This window comes from Celeribacter baekdonensis (assembly GCF_900102315.1).
GTDB lineage: Bacteria > Pseudomonadota > Alphaproteobacteria > Rhodobacterales > Rhodobacteraceae > Celeribacter > Celeribacter baekdonensis.
In genome coordinates this window covers 13677-31030 of record NZ_FNBL01000011.1, presented here as the reverse complement: position 1 = coordinate 31030, position 17354 = coordinate 13677, and the positions used below count along the sequence as shown (strand labels likewise).

At 58.0% G+C, this 17354-nt stretch carries 14 protein-coding genes; all 14 read right to left on the bottom strand.

Going from position 1 to position 17354, the window contains the following annotated elements; translation table 11 throughout:
• Positions 1-62 precede the first annotated feature (62 nt).
• Positions 63-2219: a hydantoinase/oxoprolinase family protein gene (locus tag BLT54_RS16080; protein ID WP_074646314.1), complete on the bottom strand. Its 2157-nt coding sequence runs from the start codon at positions 2217-2219 to the stop codon at positions 63-65.
• A gap of 116 nt (positions 2220-2335) precedes the next feature.
• Positions 2336-2734 carry an acetone carboxylase subunit gamma gene (locus BLT54_RS16075; protein ID WP_176832904.1) on the bottom strand — a complete coding sequence of 133 codons (399 nt, stop codon included), beginning with the start codon at positions 2732-2734 and terminating at the stop codon, positions 2336-2338.
• A gap of 3 nt (positions 2735-2737) precedes the next feature.
• Entirely contained in the window at positions 2738-4672 is a 1935-nt protein-coding gene (locus tag BLT54_RS16070; protein ID WP_074646313.1) for a hydantoinase/oxoprolinase family protein, read from the bottom strand.
• Between the two features lie 379 nt (positions 4673-5051).
• Positions 5052-6068, bottom strand: coding sequence for a YeiH family protein (locus tag BLT54_RS16065; RefSeq protein ID WP_074646312.1), 1017 nt, complete (start codon positions 6066-6068; stop codon positions 5052-5054).
• Positions 6069-6074: 6 nt separating this feature from the next.
• Complete coding sequence (gene metC / locus BLT54_RS16060; RefSeq protein WP_074646311.1) at positions 6075-7250, bottom strand: cystathionine beta-lyase; 1176 nt, start codon at positions 7248-7250, stop codon at positions 6075-6077.
• Between the two features lies 1 nt (position 7251).
• The gene (locus BLT54_RS16055; RefSeq protein ID WP_074646394.1) at positions 7252-8841 is read right to left on the bottom strand and encodes a rhodanese-like domain-containing protein; all 1590 of its coding nucleotides are present in this window, start codon (positions 8839-8841) and stop codon (positions 7252-7254) included.
• Positions 8842-8854: 13 nt separating this feature from the next.
• Positions 8855-9460, bottom strand: coding sequence for a cysteine dioxygenase family protein (locus BLT54_RS16050; RefSeq protein WP_074646310.1), 606 nt, complete (start codon positions 9458-9460; stop codon positions 8855-8857).
• Between the two features lie 34 nt (positions 9461-9494).
• On the bottom strand, positions 9495-11048 hold the full coding sequence (locus tag BLT54_RS16045) for a tripartite tricarboxylate transporter permease (RefSeq protein WP_074646309.1): 1554 nt from the start codon (positions 11046-11048) through the stop codon (positions 9495-9497).
• A 2-nt stretch (positions 11049-11050) separates the two neighbouring features.
• Positions 11051-11536, bottom strand: a complete 486-nt coding sequence (locus BLT54_RS16040) for a tripartite tricarboxylate transporter TctB family protein (protein WP_074646308.1) — start codon at positions 11534-11536, stop codon at positions 11051-11053.
• Between the two features lie 96 nt (positions 11537-11632).
• Positions 11633-12583 (bottom strand): Bug family tripartite tricarboxylate transporter substrate binding protein, encoded by a 951-nt coding sequence (locus BLT54_RS16035; protein ID WP_074646307.1) that lies wholly within the window; start codon positions 12581-12583, stop codon positions 11633-11635.
• Positions 12584-12873: 290 nt separating this feature from the next.
• On the bottom strand, positions 12874-13722 hold the full coding sequence (locus tag BLT54_RS16030; RefSeq protein WP_074646393.1) for a LysR substrate-binding domain-containing protein: 849 nt from the start codon (positions 13720-13722) through the stop codon (positions 12874-12876).
• A gap of 571 nt (positions 13723-14293) precedes the next feature.
• Complete coding sequence (locus BLT54_RS16025; RefSeq protein WP_245708034.1) at positions 14294-15022, bottom strand: tetratricopeptide repeat protein; 729 nt, start codon at positions 15020-15022, stop codon at positions 14294-14296.
• A 128-nt stretch (positions 15023-15150) separates the two neighbouring features.
• The gene (locus BLT54_RS16020; protein WP_074646305.1) at positions 15151-16896 is read right to left on the bottom strand and encodes a Tad domain-containing protein; all 1746 of its coding nucleotides are present in this window, start codon (positions 16894-16896) and stop codon (positions 15151-15153) included.
• 40 nt (positions 16897-16936) lie between these two features.
• On the bottom strand, positions 16937-17353 hold the full coding sequence (locus BLT54_RS16015; RefSeq protein WP_245708033.1) for a TadE/TadG family type IV pilus assembly protein: 417 nt from the start codon (positions 17351-17353) through the stop codon (positions 16937-16939).
• Between the last annotated feature and the right edge of the window lies 1 nt (position 17354).

The following is a 17354-nucleotide window of genomic DNA, read 5'->3' as shown; positions in this document are numbered from 1 at the left end:
GGGACTCTCCTCCAAAGGGGTACGTCCCCCGACGCCTCCTCCGCGCCGGGGGGCAGATTGACTTAATGGTGGGTGATCGGCGTTTCGTTGCGCAAGAACCACGACGCGTCCTGTTTTGCCGCGACATAGGTCCAGCCGGGGTTCACCAAGAAGGTCGTGACTTCGGAGGCAACAATCGCTGGCCCTTCAATCTCGACACCCGGCTCAATGTCCTTGCGCGCCCAGACCGGGGTCTCAAAGGCCGTGTCAAAGCCGACAAAATGACAGGTCCGATGGCTTTGCGGAGCGGGCGGGGCCTTGCGGTCCGCCTTGGCCAATGGCTTGATGTCTTCGAATTTCACCGTCTCGTGTTTGGCATAGGCGGCCACACGAATGGTGTTGATGCGGATGCCCGCCTCAGGCGCCTGAGAGCCTTCGCCAAAGCGCTTGCCATAATCGTTGGAGAATTGCGAAATCATCGCCAACACATCCGCCGGACCATGCACCTCATGGCGCGGGATCACAGCCGTGGTTTGCACCAACTGGTTGCCATAGCGCATATCGAGTTCCAGATCGTGACTGATCTGTTCCAGCGGCACACCCTGACGCAACAGGTCTTGGGTGCCTTTTTCCTTCAACTCCGCCACGATGGCATTGAACCGATCGTAGTCGTCAAAGATGTGGCGGGTGTTGCTGTCATAGAGCACCATGTAGAGCGACTGTTCATGAATATGGAGCTGGTGCATGTTGCCTGCCCCCACCGCCGAGAAAACGGAGGACAAGGGCGGGGCCAGGATCTTGTCGATGCTGAGGTTCTGCGCAATGCCGCAGCAATGCAGCGGACCGTTGCCGCCATAGGCCAACATGGTGAAATCTTTCGGGTCATAGCCCCGCGCGCGCAGCTCGGTGAACAGACCGTTTGCCATGTTGTCATCGACCTTTTCGCGAATGAGCTTGGCGGCTTCGATCACGTCGCAATCCAACTCGTCGCACAGCGCATCCTCAACCGCGGTCTTGGCCCGGCGCGGATTGAGAGGGATCGAACCGCCGGCGTAGTTTTCCGCGTCCAGATAACCCAAAACCAGATCGGCATCGGTGACGGAGGGGCGCATCCCGCCCCGGTCATAACAGGCCGGTCCCGGATCAGACCCCGCGCTTTCCGGCCCGCATTTCACCGTCTTGTACATCCGGTCATAGGAGGCAATGGACCCGCCACCCGCGCCCAGCGTCACAAGGTGCACCATGGGGACAGAGACAAGCCAGCGGTCGATGACCGGGTTGAAATCATAGTGCTTGATCCCGCCCTCGACGACGATCCCGATGTCATAGCTGGTGCCGCCCATGTCGGTGGCAACCACATTGCCCAATTCGGCTTGCAAAGACAGGTGCTCGGACGCGCCGATGCCGGACACCGGCCCCGAATGGATGGTTTGCAGCGCATCCGTCGAGTTCAGCTGTGCCATACCGCCCGAATTGTGGATCACCAACATCGGTTTTTCGTAGTTGTGCGCCCGCAGGTTTTGCTCAAGCGCCGAGAGCGCGTGATACATGGTCGAATGCAGATAGCCATCGACGATGGCCGAGGTCGCGCGGACATATTCGCCTTTGCGGCCCGCCACCTGATGCGACAGGATCACCGGGATCGCACCGAGCAAATGCGATGGATATTCCTCCAACACAATCTCTTCGATGCGCTGTTCGTGGGCCGGGTTCACAACCGAGTTCACCAAGGCGACCACGATGATCTGTGCGCCGCGATCGACCAGCCCGCGCAACTGGCGACGCACGTCTTCTTCGTCCAGCTTCATCACCAGATTGCCTTCGAAATCCAGCCGCTCGCGCACACCATAAATCATGTGCGGCTCCACCAGTGGGTCAGGACGCTGGGCATTGGGCATGTCTTGTTGGCCGAGGTTGTCCAAACCTTCGCCATAGCCCCGCGCCCGGCTCAGCGGCACAGTCGCCTCATAGCCCGCCGTCACCAACATGCCGATTTTCGGACCTTTGTGTTCAATCAGGGCATTGGTGCCCAGCGTTGTCGCATAGCGCACGCTGTCCACTTCGCCCAAAATCTCTTCCAACCCCAAACCCAACGTGGTGCAGGCTTTGCCCAGAGCTTCGTTAAAACCCATCGCAAGATTGTGGTGCGTCGTCAGGGCCTTGGTTTCGATATATTGCTGGCCCCAAACGACGAAACAGTCGGTGAAGGTGCCGCCGATATCAACGGATACACGTTTCATACTCTCTCCCTTATGTGCTGCGGAGGCGGCAAGTCTCCTCGACCTTGCGAACACACCCCCGGTGTCACCCGCGCCGTCACAGCGCGGGTCTTGGCGTCATTTTCAGTGCATCATGGTCAGTGGCTGTGGCCCCGTTCGGGCATCACCACGGGACCCGCATCCGGCAGCGCCGCAGGACCACGCGCGGCCCATTGTGCTTTCAATGCCGCCACATCGACCTGCATGTCCCAAAGCGGGGGGTGGCCGGGAATGGCGTATTCGGTTTCAACCTGCGTGCCGCAGCCTGGGCAGCAGAATTCCAGAATACGCACCCATTCCGGGTCTGGGCTAAAGGTGAAACGGTATTTGTCCGGGTCGATGATCGGCGGGTGGATTTCGCGCGGATCACGGTTGTGAACCAACAATCCTTCTTTGTAATTGCCATCGGCAGGCGCGATCACATGATCGCACACGCGGCACTCCCATTTTTCGGTTTCCAGATCAATTCGTAGATATTCCGTCATCGGAATCTTCATGGCTCAGCCCTCCCGGTCCAAAATCACGTCGCCTGCTTCGCTGACAACAAAACCCCAACCCGCAGGCACGCGAGCGGTAAAATAGTCTTCTTCAAGGATGGCCGGGCCCGCAGCAAAATCACCCTTTTTCAGGCTGCCCAAGGCGTAGACAGGCAGGTCAATCCGGCCTTTCTCAGGCACGAGAACGCTGCGGTGCTCCGCAGCTTTGGCGGCGGATTTGCGTGTGATTGCGACATGACCCGTGTCCCCTTGGCGCAGGCTTTTGATCGCGCTGAGTTCCAATTCCACCGACGTCGCTCCGGCCAATTCAGGTGGGAAATCAGCACCTTCGGTCAGAGGCCGCACCACTTCGCCCGCATCGGTCTGGGCCACCAGTTGAGCCAAGATCGTGTAGCTGCCCGGCTCAAACCCTTCCGCAAACATATCGCGTGCGGCTTTGACGTTCAGGGTGTCCAAAGTCGCGTTCAGGCATGCCGTGTCACAGGTCTCAAGGCCGACCACATAGCGTTGCGACACATCGCAAGACCCGATGCCATAGGCCGAAAAGACCGCCGCCATTGCAGGGACAGCCACACGGGAAATCCCGGCTTTTTCGGCCACACCACAGGCATTCAAAGGTCCAGCGCCGCCAAAGGCCATCATCACCGTATCAGAAGAAACCGTGGTGCAACGATGCAGTTCCTCGGCAATTTTCGCCTCGAACGCATCCGACATCGAAAGCAGTGCCGTTCCAAGGTCCACACCCAACGGATCGGCCACATTGGCCATCACCGCCGCCTCTGCGCGCGCAAGATCAAGCCCCATACCGCCGCCAAAATATGACATCGGATCAAGAAGCCCCAAAAGCAAACTGGCATCCGTAATGGTCGCCTCTTTGCCGCCACGCCCGAAACAGGCCGGACCAGGCAATGCGCCAACGCTTTCGGGACCAATGACAATTTGGCCATCTTTCACCCGAAAGATCGAGCTGCCCCCGGCCCCGGCCGACATGATTTCGCACAGTGGAAAGGAGACGCTGATGCCTTCGACATGACCGCGGCGCATTTCGGCAACGCGCCCTTCGGTACATTGGCCGATGTCCGTCGTGGTTCCGCCCACGTCGATGGAAACCGTGTCCCGAAAGCCGTAAAGCGCCGCAAAGGTTTTGACCCCTTCCATGCCGCCCCGCGGACCCGACGAATAGGTTTTGATCGCCACGGTTTTGGCCACGCGTGAGGCGTCGCCATCATTGCGAAAAATCAAAAGCGGGTTTTTCGTGCGAAACGCGCGCAGGCGGTTTTCGGCGTTGTACAAAAACGCCTCCATCGACGGATGCAGGAAAGAGTTGATCAACGCCGACCACGCCCGCCGATCCGGATTGGCATCGACCGTCAGATCCGACGCGTAAAGCACCGGCACCGCCCCCAACAAATGGCGCGGGTATTTGCGCAGCGCGATTTTTTTCACGCGCTCTTCTGCATCACCAAAACCTGTGCCGCTGAAACACACCACCAGACGGTTCGCGCCCATTGCGGTCAATTGGTTGATCACCTTGACCACATCGACTTCGGCGGCGTCGCTGTTCAAGGTCGCCGTATCGACAAAAGCCACCCGATCCCCGATCAGCGCATCATAGACTTCGGGATCGTGGTCTCGCAGTGAGACCACAAGACCCTTGGAACCCGTATCGAGCACCAGACCCAGTTTCGGCCCCTTGCGCTCACAGATCGCGTTTGTGCCTTGGGTGGTGGAATAACGGATCAGGTCCACCTCTTCGAGCAGACGTTTGACGTCCGTGGCGCCATAGACCACCTCGGAGGCTTTGGTCAGACCCTCGAAAAAACATTTCGACAAATCATAAGGCGTGGTCAGAACCTTGGTCTTTTGAACGCCGTCGTCCGACATGATACACACATCGGTCAGCGTCCCTCCGTTATCAATATTGATCTGAAATGCCATCGTGCATCTCTCCTCCCATCCTTGTTGCGCAGTGAACCTGCGGTACAGAGCGTGTCTTACGCCGGGATCACGGTCGCTGTGGCCATGGGGGCTCCTCTCCCTTTGGCCGGACCGTCGATCCTATCCAAAGGGAAGCAGGTTCTTTTCCAGCCCGTGAAAAAGGGAGAAAAAGAAGGATAAATTTTATTAACTATTTGTTTTATAATGATTTATCATTCACGCATGGGTGTGAAACATTGCCCAGGGAAAGCGCTGCGTTCGATTTCAAGACATGCCGCAACGCGGCGTGACCGACAATCAGACAGTGTTGACATTCACTGTAGGCGGATCGCAACACGGACGCATGGTCAACAGTTTGCATCACCGGTGCCACGGCCAATTACAGGCACATCACCACGCCAAACACGAAAAGCGCGAGGAAAATGGTTTCTGCCACGATCATCATGATGGCGGTGCCGCCCACCGCGATGATGCTGCGCGGCGAGGTTTTGATGCCGACGGCCGCAATGGCAACCAAAAGCGCCCAGCCAGACAGTTCGGTCAAAAGCGAGCGCATCACGTCGGGGATCACGCCAAGGGAGTTGAGCAAGGCCAGCCCCGCAAATCCGAGCAAGAAACCCGGCAGAATTTTAGGCCGATGTTTTTCACCCGAAGCCAAAGCCTGACGCACGCGCAGAGCCAGCAAAAGGACCACGGGCGCGAGCATGGAAACGCGGATCAGTTTGACCAAAACGGCCACTTCACCGACCTCATCAGAGACGGAAAACCCTGCACCGACAACTTGGGCGACATCATGGATAGTGGCCCCAAGGAAAATCCCGGCGGTCTCTGCATCAAAGCCAAAAAGCTGCACCAGAACCGGGTAGATGATCATTGCTACAGTGCTAAGCACTGTGACGCCCAAGACGGTAAATGTCAGATCGCGGTCATCGTTTTCGCGTGCGGGCAAAACGGCGGCAATCGCCATTGCGGCAGAGGCCCCGCAAATGGCAACCGATCCGCCGGTCAACAGGCCAAAATCCGTACTGCGCCCAAGAAGGCGCGCCAAAAACACGCCAAAGCCAATGGTGAGAAACACCCCCAAAATGACCCAGGCGATCACCTCCGGCCCCAGATCGCGCAACATCTCCCAACTCACGCGCACGCCCAAAAGCGCCACGCCAAGGCGCAGCACGGTGCGGGCGGTGAAATGAATCCCGGCATGGGTGCGCGGATCATCTGAAAGGAAATTCATCGCGATCCCAAGCAAAAGCGCCAGCAGCATGGCGGGGGCACCGTAATGTTCGGACAGGAATTTTGCGGCAACAGCGACGAGGGCTGACACCAGAAAGCCTTTTATATTCTCTTTGAAAAACGTCGAGAGTTTCAATGAGACCTTAGAAGATCCGAGCTGCATCCGAGCTTACCCTTTTGCCGTCATCGTGGTGAGCGCCATGGTGAGCGCCATGTCCAAATCTGCGATCAAATCATCCACATGCTCAAGCCCCGCATGAAACCGGACGATCTGGGCCTCCTGCGGCAGTCCGGCCAAAGACGCGCGGTTGCGCTCTGGCGTGATCGGCATGGCGAGGCTTTCAAACCCGCCCCAACTGCTGCCGATCCCAAACAAAGTCAAGCTGTTGAGAAGGACGTCGCTGTCGATCCCCGGCGCAAAGACCACGCTCAACAATCCGTTCGACCCGCAGGCATCGCGCGCCCATATCGCATGCCCCGGATGATCGGGCAGACTGGGATGCAAAACGCGCAGCACGTCAGGACGGTGGGTGAACCAGTCCGCAAGTTTGCGCGCATTGTGGCCATGCCGTTCAAGTCGCAAGGGCAACGTGCGCATTCCGCGCAGCGTGGCATAGGCTTCATCGGGGGCAAGGATTTGCCCGGTGAGGTGGCTGGCCTTGCGCAGTTTTGCGGCGGCATCGCCCCGCGCACTGACTGCACCCATCATCACATCGGCATGTCCGCCAAGATATTTCGTGCCGGCAATGATCGACACATCGCACCCCAGTTCAAGCGGGCGATACAGCCAGCCGGAGCCATAGGTGTTGTCCGCAACAACGACGAGACCGGCGGCATGGGCCGTGTCACATAATCCGGGCAGGTCCATGATTTCATAGGTTTGCGAACCGGGGGATTCCACGAAAACGAGGCGGGTGTTGTCTTGGACATAGGGCGTCACATCCGTGGTGCCGGAGGGAAAGAGATCATAGCTCACGCCAAATTCCGACAGGACCTCATCGCAGAGAGTTTTCGTCGCGCCAAAGATCGTATTGACCAACAAAAGATGATCGCCGGGGCGCAACAGCGCCATCAGCGTCGCGGAAATCGCGGCAACGCCGGTCGGATAGAGCCATGCCCCATCGCCACCTTCAAGATCCGCGATTGCCTCCATCAGCGCATGCGCTGTGGTCGTGCCGCGCCGCCCATAGGACAGCACATAGTCGTCGTTTTCCCGCGCCTTTTTGATGGCACGGTAGCTTTCGACCGTATCGTGCAAAATGGTCGAGGCGCGCACAACGGGCGGGTTTGCCGGACTCGGTCGCGAGGTCTGGCCGTAATGACAGAGTTTCGTTTCGCGTCTCATGTCACACGGCCTCCGGTTCTGTTGCCATCAGTGGATTGAGCGCAGCCCGTTCTTGGACGTCGAGTTGCCCCAGCAGGTTCAGCTCCCAGGCAAGATACTGACGTGCGGATTCAAGATTGTCGTTGTGACGATCATGAACAAAGAACAAAAAGTCGATGCAGTCCGCTTCCTCTGGAATGTAGGGCGTGGCCACCACTGTATATCCAACCGCGCGCCACTGTTCCGGCGTGCTCACACAGCCAGAGACCTCCGTCGCACCAAGCTCGGTCAAGCGCTGCATCACGCCGAAAACGAGATCGGTACTTTGACCGATGACAACAATCGGGGCGGGACCTGCGTCTGTTACGCTGAGGCGCGCCCGCGTCACCCATGTCGCACCGTCAATATGCGCCTCGCGATAACTCATCCCGCGGGACGCATCATAGAGCCGCGCACCTTGTGACACCGCCTGTGCCAGATCGGTCAGGGCAATCTGTTGGGGCAGCGAGACAGTCGGGCGGGGTTCTGGTCCGGTCTCGGAGCCTGTGCGCGCATCGGCATCTAAGATATAGACGTCGTGCCCCATGCCCATGAGCCAGACCGCCGTGCCCGCGGCGCGCAGACCGACATCATCGCTGAGCACAATCCGGGCATTGCGCGTTCCCAAAAACTCATCGGTGGCTTGCACCAACTGTCCGCCCGGCGCATGGCGCGCACCACGCCAATGCGCCCTCAGATATTCCTCTTCGGTGCGCACATCCAAGAGAGAGGTGGTGCGGGTTCTATCTCTGCGCATGGCGTCCAAATCAGAGGGCGACACCGTGGTCAGGTTGAACCGGCGGATCAATGCCTTGGCCCGCTCTGCGGCCAACGCCTCCCCCGCTGCGTCAAGAGCGGGCTGTGGCTGCGCCACTTCGCCGTGACAAAGATCTAAGCCCGCCAAACGCCACCCTTGGGTGCCATTGCGCAGGGCAAACACTGGATTTTTTAAGCCAAGGTTGCGCAAAGACTGCGCGCCGATGATCGAACGAGTCCGCCCGGCACAGTTGATCACAACCGGAGTGCTGTCATCCGGGACAAGTTCCGGCAGACGATAGGCGAGTTCGGCATTGGGACAGGATTGCGCCCCCGGCAAAGACATTTTGTGAAACTCTTTTGGGCTGCGGCCATCGAGCACAACCAAAGGTCCACCCGCCGCCTGCATCCCGCGCAGCTCTTCGGCGGAAATGGAGGGGGTCTCATTGGCATGTTCGACCAATTCGCCAAAGCTTTTGGACAGGACATTGACGCCTTTGAACAACGTATACCCCGCCGCCGCCCACCCCGGTGCCCCGCCGTCGAGGACCCGCAGGGTGCTGTAGCCCATCTGCGTCATCCGTGCATGAACCCGGTCGGCCACACCATCGCCATCATCCATCAAGATGCAAAGGACGTCACGGCGCGGCACCAAGACCGGCACGCATGTTTCGATCACGCTATAGGGTGCATTCACACAGAAAAACGGGTGGCCTTCGCCATATTGTCCGTGTTCGCGAACATCAAGAAAGGCATATTCTTCTGAGCCCGCTAAAATTGCTTTTAGCGCGGTGGCGGAAATCATTTCAATTGGCATCATCTGTTCCTGATCAGGTCCGTGTTTTCACGCCAACGGCCATGATTTTGTAAGTGTTGTTGTCCAAATCAAAGGCTTTGCGCTCTGACAGGGTTTCAAGCGGGCGGCCATAGAAATGCAGGTGGCGGATGATCTGATCCCCCCGGATTTCAACGCTGTGAATGTCATCGGGCATCAACGCCACCGAGGTGCCGGGGCGGATTTCGACAACCTCACGCACGGCAAGGTCTGCATAGCCTTCGATGGTGCCATCATCCAGGCGATCATAAAGCGTGTTGTGTTCACCGCCTTGAACGGCCGCAACGCAGGCCCAAGTGGTGTGATCGTGCGGCGGGATTTTTTTGCCGGACCGCATGACGTTGAGATAGAGCGAGATCCCCGTGCCCTCTTCGGCGCCGATCAAATAGCGCGCCTGACGCTCATCGCCCTCGGGCGGCGCATAGATGGGATCGGTCCAGAAATCGGTTTGTGCGGCCAAATCCGCCACGTCTTTCCGGATGTGATCAAGCAGATCGCGGGTCAAACCCCCGCCGCCCAAGCGTGCGCGCGTGGTCGTGATGAGCGCGCGCACCGCCTCTGCGCGTGTGGTGGAAAGATCGGGGTTGGGTGTGATGGACATGAAAGGTCCTCCTTGAATGAAATAGGGTGCGGCGTCAGGAGCGTTGTCCTTTGGCGAACCGATTGGCGCGCATGTGGCGCAAACCGCGCAGTGCGGGGGCGACCCACATCAACAGGGCGGCCAGCAACATGACAGCGCTGATCGGGTGATTGACCGGGTCAACAAAGACCAACCAATCGCCACGAGAGATGGAGAGCGAATTGGCGATGGAGGCTTCCATCTGCCCGCCCAAAACAAGGCCAAGAATGGCGGGGCCAAGCGGGATATTCGCGATCTTCATGAGATAGGCGACGGCGCCTGCACCAAGCGCAACCCAGATGTTGAACAGGTTGTTGCCATCGGAATAGGCCCCAAGCAGACAGAGCAAAACGATGACGCCGACCATCACGTTTTTGGGAATGGAAAAGATCACCCGCGACACGGTGCGGATCACGATATAGGCGGCGGGCCCCATGATGATGTTGCAGGCCAAAAAGGCGACCATGATCATCCAGGCAATATCGGCATGCTGCGTGAACAGCAGGGGTCCGGGCACCAGACCGTGCAAAGCCATCGCGCCAATAAACAGTGCCGAGGTCGAGTTGCCCGGAATGCCCAGCGACAAAAGCGGCACCATGGAACTGGCGGTGACGGCATTGTTGGCGGCTTCGGGTGCGGCGATGCCCTCGGGCGCGCCTTCGTCCCAATTGGCTTCGCCTTTGCGTCCGGCGAAATGTTTGCGAAACCGGCGACCGGCCTGATCATAGGCGATGTAAATGGCCATAAGCATCCCGGCACCGGGCAAAACACCAATAAAATTGCCGATCGCCGCGCTGGTCAGCCATGTCGGAATGAGGCGGCGGATCAATCTGCGGCCAAGGCGCATCGAGCCGATCTCGGGCAATTTTTCGGCTTCGGTATTCTCACGCCGCTCTTGCGCTTGATCGCGCAGAAGGTCGAACACAGCGGCCACTCCAAAAAGGCCAACAAGCATCGGCACGAAGGGAATACCCTCAATGAGGTTGATGCTGCCGAAAGTGTAGCGCGGATAGCCGGTCACCTGACTGTAGCCGATGGTGGAAATCAAAAGACCCAACATGGCGGAAATCACGCCCTTGAGGACATTGCCGGACAAAAGCCCCACCACACTGGACAGCCCCAAAATGGTCAGCGCCGCGTTTTCGACATAACCAAAGCGCAGGGCGACCTTGGCCAGAGCAGGGGCGAAAACCAAAAGCACCAAGGCACTCAAAAGCCCCCCAACCACAGAGGAAACCATCGCAATAGACAGCGCCTGACCGGCTTGCCCTTTGCGGGCCATGGCATTGCCATTGATCGTGGTCAAAAGCGCGGAGGCGGTGCCGGGCACGCGGATCATGATCGCGGGGATTGCTCCTCCGGCAGCGGCGGCGCAGTAAATCCCAACCATCAAGGCCAGTGCTTGTTCCGCCGGAAGGTTGAAGGAAAACGGGATAAAGACCGCGAAAGCGATATTGTCATTCACGCCGGGGATGGAGCCGACAACCAGACCGGCGAAGACGCCGATGGTCAGCATCATCAAAACGGCAGGCTGCAAAAGTTCGGAAAACCCGAGAGCAATCTGATCCATGGTTAAAGCCCCGGCGCGATAAAGGAGAGGAAAGACGACGGAAGATGCACGTTCAGCACCATCACAAACAGGCCATAGGCCACAACCGCGATCACACAGGAAATCGCCAGGGCCCGCACCGGGGTGCGCAGCCCGGACAGCCAAAGCATCGCCATCATCAAAGCGATCGTGGACAACAAAAAGCCCAAACCAAACGCCAGCCCCAGCCCCCACAGCACGATGGCGATCACGGCCAAGCCGATGGTGCCGAATTCATGCAGCGGGAGGGGTCGGTGTTCGTGGGACGAGAGGGCCTGTAAAAAGACGCCGCCGCCTGCGAGCATCATGATGATCGAGACCACCAAGGGAAAGGTCCGAGAGGTGGGATCAAAGCCCATGGCGAGATATACGGCCCCCGCCCCGAAGGCAAACAGAACAGCACCCGTCCACACATATACGTCGCTCAGGATACGCCGTGTGGCCATCCCGGATTTGACAGAAGTCGGCATGACTACCTCAGCACAAAGTTTCAGAAAGCCAACCCCGCCCGCCGCTCAGTTGGGCGGACGTGATCAGCACAAGCAGGATGTTTGTCGCAGCCTGCGTTATTTCGCGAGGCCATTGTCCTCGATGATTGGCACAACCTGATTGGAATAGGCCGTGATGATCGACTGGAAATTTGCCGCATCGCGATAGATCGGATCAAAACCAGCGGCGGCCATTTTCTCTTGGTAGGTGTCGTCTTCAAACACCTTTTTGAGAAGATCGGACAGGAAAGACACGGTGTCGTCCGAAGTGCCCGCGGGCACAGCCCAGCCCCGGAAGGTTGCCCAGATCGGGATGTTCAATCCGGCTTCTTCAAAGGTCGGCACATCCGGGAAATTCGGATCACGCGCATCAGAGGCAATGGCAAGAATGCGCACGGTGCCCGCTTCGGCGTGGACCATCGCTTCGCCCATCGGCCAGAACGCACCATCGGCATGACCGCCCACAACGGCTTGAAGCTGTTCACCAAAGCCATTGGCGGGGATGTAGTTGAACTCAAGACCCGCAGCGGAAGTCAGCGCGAGACCCGCCATATGGTGCGATGTGCCGATCCCGGCCACGGTGATATTCAACGGGCGGTCTTTGGTGGCGGCAACAAAATCGTCAATGGTTTGAAACGGCGAAGAGGCCGGGATGGCGATCACTTCCGGGTCAAGGTTATAGGCGGCAACCGGCGTGAAATCTTCGATATTATAGGGCGCGCCTTTGAGCTGTGGGTTTGTCACGACGGAACTGGTCATCGCCAGAACCGTGTAGCCATCGGGTTTGGCCTTTGAGACAAAGCTCTGCCCCACAACGCCGCCGCCACCGGCGCGGTTTGAGACGACAACACTCACGCCGTCGAGGTATTTGTTTGCGGCCTCCGCAAGCAAGCGGGAGGTGACGTCGACACTTCCGCCCGGATCGAAAGGCACGACAAGATCAATGTCCTGTGTCGGATAGTCCTGCGCCGATGCAGAGGCGATCAGGCTCGTTCCAAGCACAGCACCGAGAAGTAGAGATTTGAGCATGTGTAGTCTCCCGTTGGTTTGAGGCCTTATGTCTTACGGTCCCCTTATCGAGGCGACGTTAGGTCGGAAAAAGCATTAGGTATATTTAGAAATGAACCAAAATATATAAGTGATGCTAATGTGTTTGGACATCTACTGCCTGCAACTCCCAGCGCACGTCAGCACAATATACCAAAGAACAGCTGTCGCGTTGAGCGCGACAGACAAACTAAGATGGCCAGTGTGATGGCAGGCTTCAGCTCTGGGATGGTGCCCGGCTTAAAGACCCCCCGCCCGCGGGTTGATCGGCCTCACCTTTCGGTGCAAATCTGATCGAAAAGGGCACTGGCTGCCTGAGACAACGCGCCATTTCGACGGTAGATATAGAAATTGATGTCGGGCAATGGCGGCAGACCCTCACGCTCACCGAGGATACGCAGGTCTTGCGTCACCATTTCCGGTGTGCGCGCGGTCACGCCCAATCCGGCGGTCAAGGCGACATGAATCCCGGACAGACTCGGGCAGGTATAGCGTTCGATATGGGCCACGCCCCGTTGTTCAAGCGCATCAAGCGCGATCCGGCGGAAAATGGATGGAGAATCCGCAAGAACCAAGGGCACCGGTTGATTGCGTTCAAGCCGCAACATGGAAGAGGCGATCCAGACCGTCGGCGAGCTTCGCAAAAGCTTGCCTTCGAACCGTTCGGAATGACGTGTGGTCAAGGTCATGTCGAGCCGCCCGTCCTCAAGCAAAGGCATGAGATTTGGGCTTCGGTCCACTTTGAGCATGACGTGAACGCGCGGATTGGTCTGGGCATAGGTCGACAGAAACAGCGGCAGAATGGAATCCGCAATATCGTGCGGCGCTCCGATGCGAACCTCACCGATCTCCTGCGAGGCATGCACCATCATCACGGCCTGATCGTTCAAACTGATGATTTGGCGCGCATAGCTTAAAAGGTTCTGACCCGCCTGCGTCAGCCGCCGTTTGCGGCCCAGCTTTTCGAACAAGGGGATGCCCAGCGTCTCTTCAAGACGCTTCATCTGCTGACTGACAGCAGATTGTGTGCGATAAACCCGTTGCGCAGCCGCAGTGAAGCCACCCTCTTCCGCAATCGCAACAAAGGTGCGCAACAGGTCCGCTTCGAGATTAGTGATCATGTTGGTGTGCCATTTTGCGGGGAGCATATCACAACAAGATATCTGATCGCCAGCTTTTGATCAGCGTTCGTTTTGCGTCTGACCTTTTGATGTTTATACCTGATAACAGCCACGACAACGACCAATCCCCTTATGCCCGACGCGACGGTCCCACGCATTGTGCGCAGCCATGGGATGAACCGTCTCTTCCGCTGGCACCCGCATGCGCAAGGTTCACACCTGTTCCGCCCCGCCGCCACAAGATAACCGGCAACAAAAGCTGGCGTTTCAAAAACCGGGCGTAACGCAAACCCGCAGGCCACCACTGCTGCGTCTCATGAAGACTATGATGTGACGGGCCTGCGTCCTTCAAGGTAGAAGAGGATCGTCCTTCCGACATTTGGGATGCCTATGAGGACGCGCTGGCGCGGTCCCAAATGGCGTGCGAGGCGGAACATCCGGAGTGATCTGGCCCTGTCCTGCCCCCCTTCTCAGACGCCCTCTGCGTATGCCTGCCCCGACTGAAAGCGCGAAAACGTTGCATCCGGAGCGGTGCCACCGCTAAATTTTTGGCGGCGTTTTGGGGTCCTGTTCAGACAAAGACGAGGGATCCTATCGGTTTGCCTTCCAAACGCATGCGGCGCAGGGCCTGATAGACGCGGATGTTTTCCTCGACCTCATCGGGCTTCATGTCCAACGACAAGGTGGCCCGAGCCTCGTTGTCGCGCCCGTCGAGACCATACACGAGGGCAAGATTGCCGCGAACATACGGCGCAGCCAGCGGATCTTTGACAAGTTCCTGCAAGATCGCCGTGCCTCGGATGATGTCCCCCGACAAGGCAAGAGACAGGGCATAATTGCTCCGAAGGATGAAATTTGTTGGGTAATAGGACAGGCCGTCCTCATAAACACCCTGTGCTTGTTTGTGCTGCGAAAGCGTGTCCAAGGCGACACCTTTCCCTGTGAGGGCGGACACATTCCGTTGATCCACCCGCAAGGCTTTGTCATATGCCTCCACGGCCATCTGTGAACGATGTTGGGCCAGATAGACCCGCGCCAATGTCGTCAAAACTTCGGCATTGCTCGGTGCCAGTTCATGTGCCCGCAACAGGACCGCTTCGGCCCGGCTGTTTTGTCCCATCCGCGCATAGCTGTTCCCCGCGCCCAACAACGCCGGAACGGAGACGGGGTCGGCGACAAGAACTTTCTCGAACAATCGCGCGGCGGTCTCATTGTCACCGGCCTCAGAGGTCGCCTGTGCAAGGCGCAACGTGTCCGCGCCTGCCGTGGTGCTCCCGTCCCCGCCGCTGGACAACTCCATGGAGCAAGCCGACAAGCTGAACACCAAGAAAACAGGAACAAGGGCGCGGGTGATGTAAGTGAAAAAGGGCAATGGTTTACTCCGGTCGAGCTGATGAGGGCGGGTGTGAGGGTGGGCAGAAACATGCATCATCGGACAAGGACAACCTTTCCGCAGGCGACGCCATCAAGGGTGAGGTCGGCCTGACCGATCCCGATGCCGAGCACATTCAAAACGCCGTCGAGCAAGGCATCAATCGGCGTCAATAAAGCGCCAAGCAATTTCCCCGGCAAAACGTCGAGCACGGCGTCCACAAGCGCGACAACCGGTGCAAGCAAAAACGACAACAGCCCGCCAAGTATGGATTGGCTTTGACTGCTGACGCTGATCTCCAAATTGTTGGGGTCCAGCAAGGATGCAATCGTCGAGGTCAGCAGGCTGCCGGACCCGACCGTTTTCGGGCTGCCTGCGATGTCGGACACGAGGAAATCAATTTGCGGCTGTAACGCATTGCCTGTGGCGGCATGGGCTTTCAATTGCAGGGTGAAGAGGTCAATCGTGATCAAAGCGAGGTTCAGCTCCAGATCCAAGAAGTCCGCAGGGTTCAGATTGGCCGCATCAAGGGGTGTGGTCGTGTCCGCGAAGGTTGGGGCATCGAATTCACCGATGAACATCTCAACCACATGCGTGCCGTTTGTTCCGGTGAATGGGGTGAGACCTGTATCAAAACTGGCGATCCGATCATTCGGGCCGCTCGCATCACAGTATAGATCTGTCAATGTGACCGTTGCGCTCGCGATTTCGGCATAAACCGGCAGGCGTAAGGCCAAGGCGGACACACCCACCCCAAGTCCACTGAGCAAAGACGGAGACAGATCAACGTCCAATTTCAGCCGCACCTGCGCGGTGTGGAGCGTCGCGCCGCGTTCTCCGAGGTTGATCCAACTTGAATGCGCCTCGCGCTCGCCGACAACGACAGCCAAATCCACATTGCCCAGAACATTTGGGATGGGCAGGCTGACATCGGCCTCGATCAGGCGGTTTGCATTGACGATGTCGAGCGTTGCTTTCAGCACATCAAGCGCCGACACAGACACCGTGCCAAGACGATCCTCCAGTTGAATCGCCACGTTATCTCCGGAGATGCCGATCAGCTCAGACGCATTAAAAGGCCCACAGGCTGTGCAATTCAGGATTGCCGTCAGCACATCTGTTGAGCCTGAGACAAGCCCGGTATCCAATATCGCGCCCGCCACATCGAGCAGGTCGATCTCAGAGGTGAGTATATCCGCGTAGTCAAGCGCAACAAGATCGGCACGCACCGCCAGCGCGTCCGTAAAGGTCAGAAGATCAATCGGTGTATCCAGCAAGGCTTGGTAATCCAAAAGAGAGAGCGACACGTTTGAACCAAGGGCCGCGCCGAGCAGCGCGTTCAAAATGCCACCATCCAAGTCGAGCAACCGCGATCCGAGACTGAAAGATGCAAAATCAAATCGTGCCGCCGTTGCCGAAGCCGAAAGAGGGGTGCTGTCCGTGTCCAAAAACGTCTGAGAGAAAAACAAAGGTGCTGCATCTTTCAAAACGACCTCTGCCGCGTTGACATCCACATCGGACAGATCGCGTGTCTCAAACCTGTCCTCTGACGGAATGGCGCTGTCATAGATGTAGCGACCGTATGCCAAAGACGTCAGCGCCAAGGCGTCGAGCCTGTTGCCAATGACGGTCGCCTGAGCATGGTCATCCGGTGTGCCACTCAGGTTCAAAACGGCACTGACCGCGGTCATATCCGCCTGCGTTTGCAAAGATTTTTGCCGAAAATACAGCGAACCGAGGTCGATCCCTATGGCCATAAAGCCCACAGCGACCGTCAGAAAAAGCGCGACGATGATTGCCACGGCACCGTCGTTTTGAGACCTGTATTTTCGGAAACACGCTTTAATACGCAAGGTAGCTGCTCCGCGTAATCTCAGTGATCCCGATGCCGAGAAAGCTGTCTGCAACCTCAACCGCTGTGCCGCTGAGATCATAGGTCAACGTGATCTGGATGGCCGGCATGGTGCCCTCAATCATGTCGATATCGGCGGAAATGTGATTGGCGTTCAAAAATGAGAACCGCCCGCCTGGCGAAGCAAGAAAGCTTGTCGCCCGCCCTTCCCTATCGGCAAGAAACGGTTCACTCACAGAATACCGCGCGGCCTCGGCGGCGAATTGTTGGAGGCTGTTGGCGATGGCGAAATACTGGCCAAAGGTGATGATCCCGAACAGGATGCTCAGCAACAATGGCAGCACAAGCGCGAATTCGACCGCCGTCGCGCCTGCGTCTTCGCGCCGATATCGTTGCAACCGTGTCACG

Excerpts from the sequence above, each read along its gene's own strand:
- BLT54_RS16080 (WP_074646314.1), bottom strand. The coding sequence starts at position 2,219 with ATGAAACGTGTATCCGTTGATATCGGCGGCACCTTCACCGACTGTTTC.
- BLT54_RS16075 (WP_176832904.1), bottom strand. The coding sequence starts at position 2,734 with ATGAAGATTCCGATGACGGAATATCTACGAATTGATCTGGAAACCGAA.
- BLT54_RS16070 (WP_074646313.1), bottom strand. The coding sequence starts at position 4,672 with ATGGCATTTCAGATCAATATTGATAACGGAGGGACGCTGACCGATGTG.
- BLT54_RS16065 (WP_074646312.1), bottom strand. The coding sequence starts at position 6,068 with ATGCAGCTCGGATCTTCTAAGGTCTCATTGAAACTCTCGACGTTTTTC.
- metC (WP_074646311.1), bottom strand. The coding sequence starts at position 7,250 with ATGAGACGCGAAACGAAACTCTGTCATTACGGCCAGACCTCGCGACCG.
- BLT54_RS16055 (WP_074646394.1), bottom strand. The coding sequence starts at position 8,841 with ATGCCAATTGAAATGATTTCCGCCACCGCGCTAAAAGCAATTTTAGCG.
- BLT54_RS16050 (WP_074646310.1), bottom strand. The coding sequence starts at position 9,460 with ATGTCCATCACACCCAACCCCGATCTTTCCACCACACGCGCAGAGGCG.
- BLT54_RS16045 (WP_074646309.1), bottom strand. The coding sequence starts at position 11,048 with ATGGATCAGATTGCTCTCGGGTTTTCCGAACTTTTGCAGCCTGCCGTT.
- BLT54_RS16040 (WP_074646308.1), bottom strand. The coding sequence starts at position 11,536 with ATGCCGACTTCTGTCAAATCCGGGATGGCCACACGGCGTATCCTGAGC.
- BLT54_RS16035 (WP_074646307.1), bottom strand. The coding sequence starts at position 12,583 with ATGCTCAAATCTCTACTTCTCGGTGCTGTGCTTGGAACGAGCCTGATC.
- BLT54_RS16030 (WP_074646393.1), bottom strand. The coding sequence starts at position 13,722 with ATGATCACTAATCTCGAAGCGGACCTGTTGCGCACCTTTGTTGCGATT.
- BLT54_RS16025 (WP_245708034.1), bottom strand. The coding sequence starts at position 15,022 with ATGGAGTTGTCCAGCGGCGGGGACGGGAGCACCACGGCAGGCGCGGAC.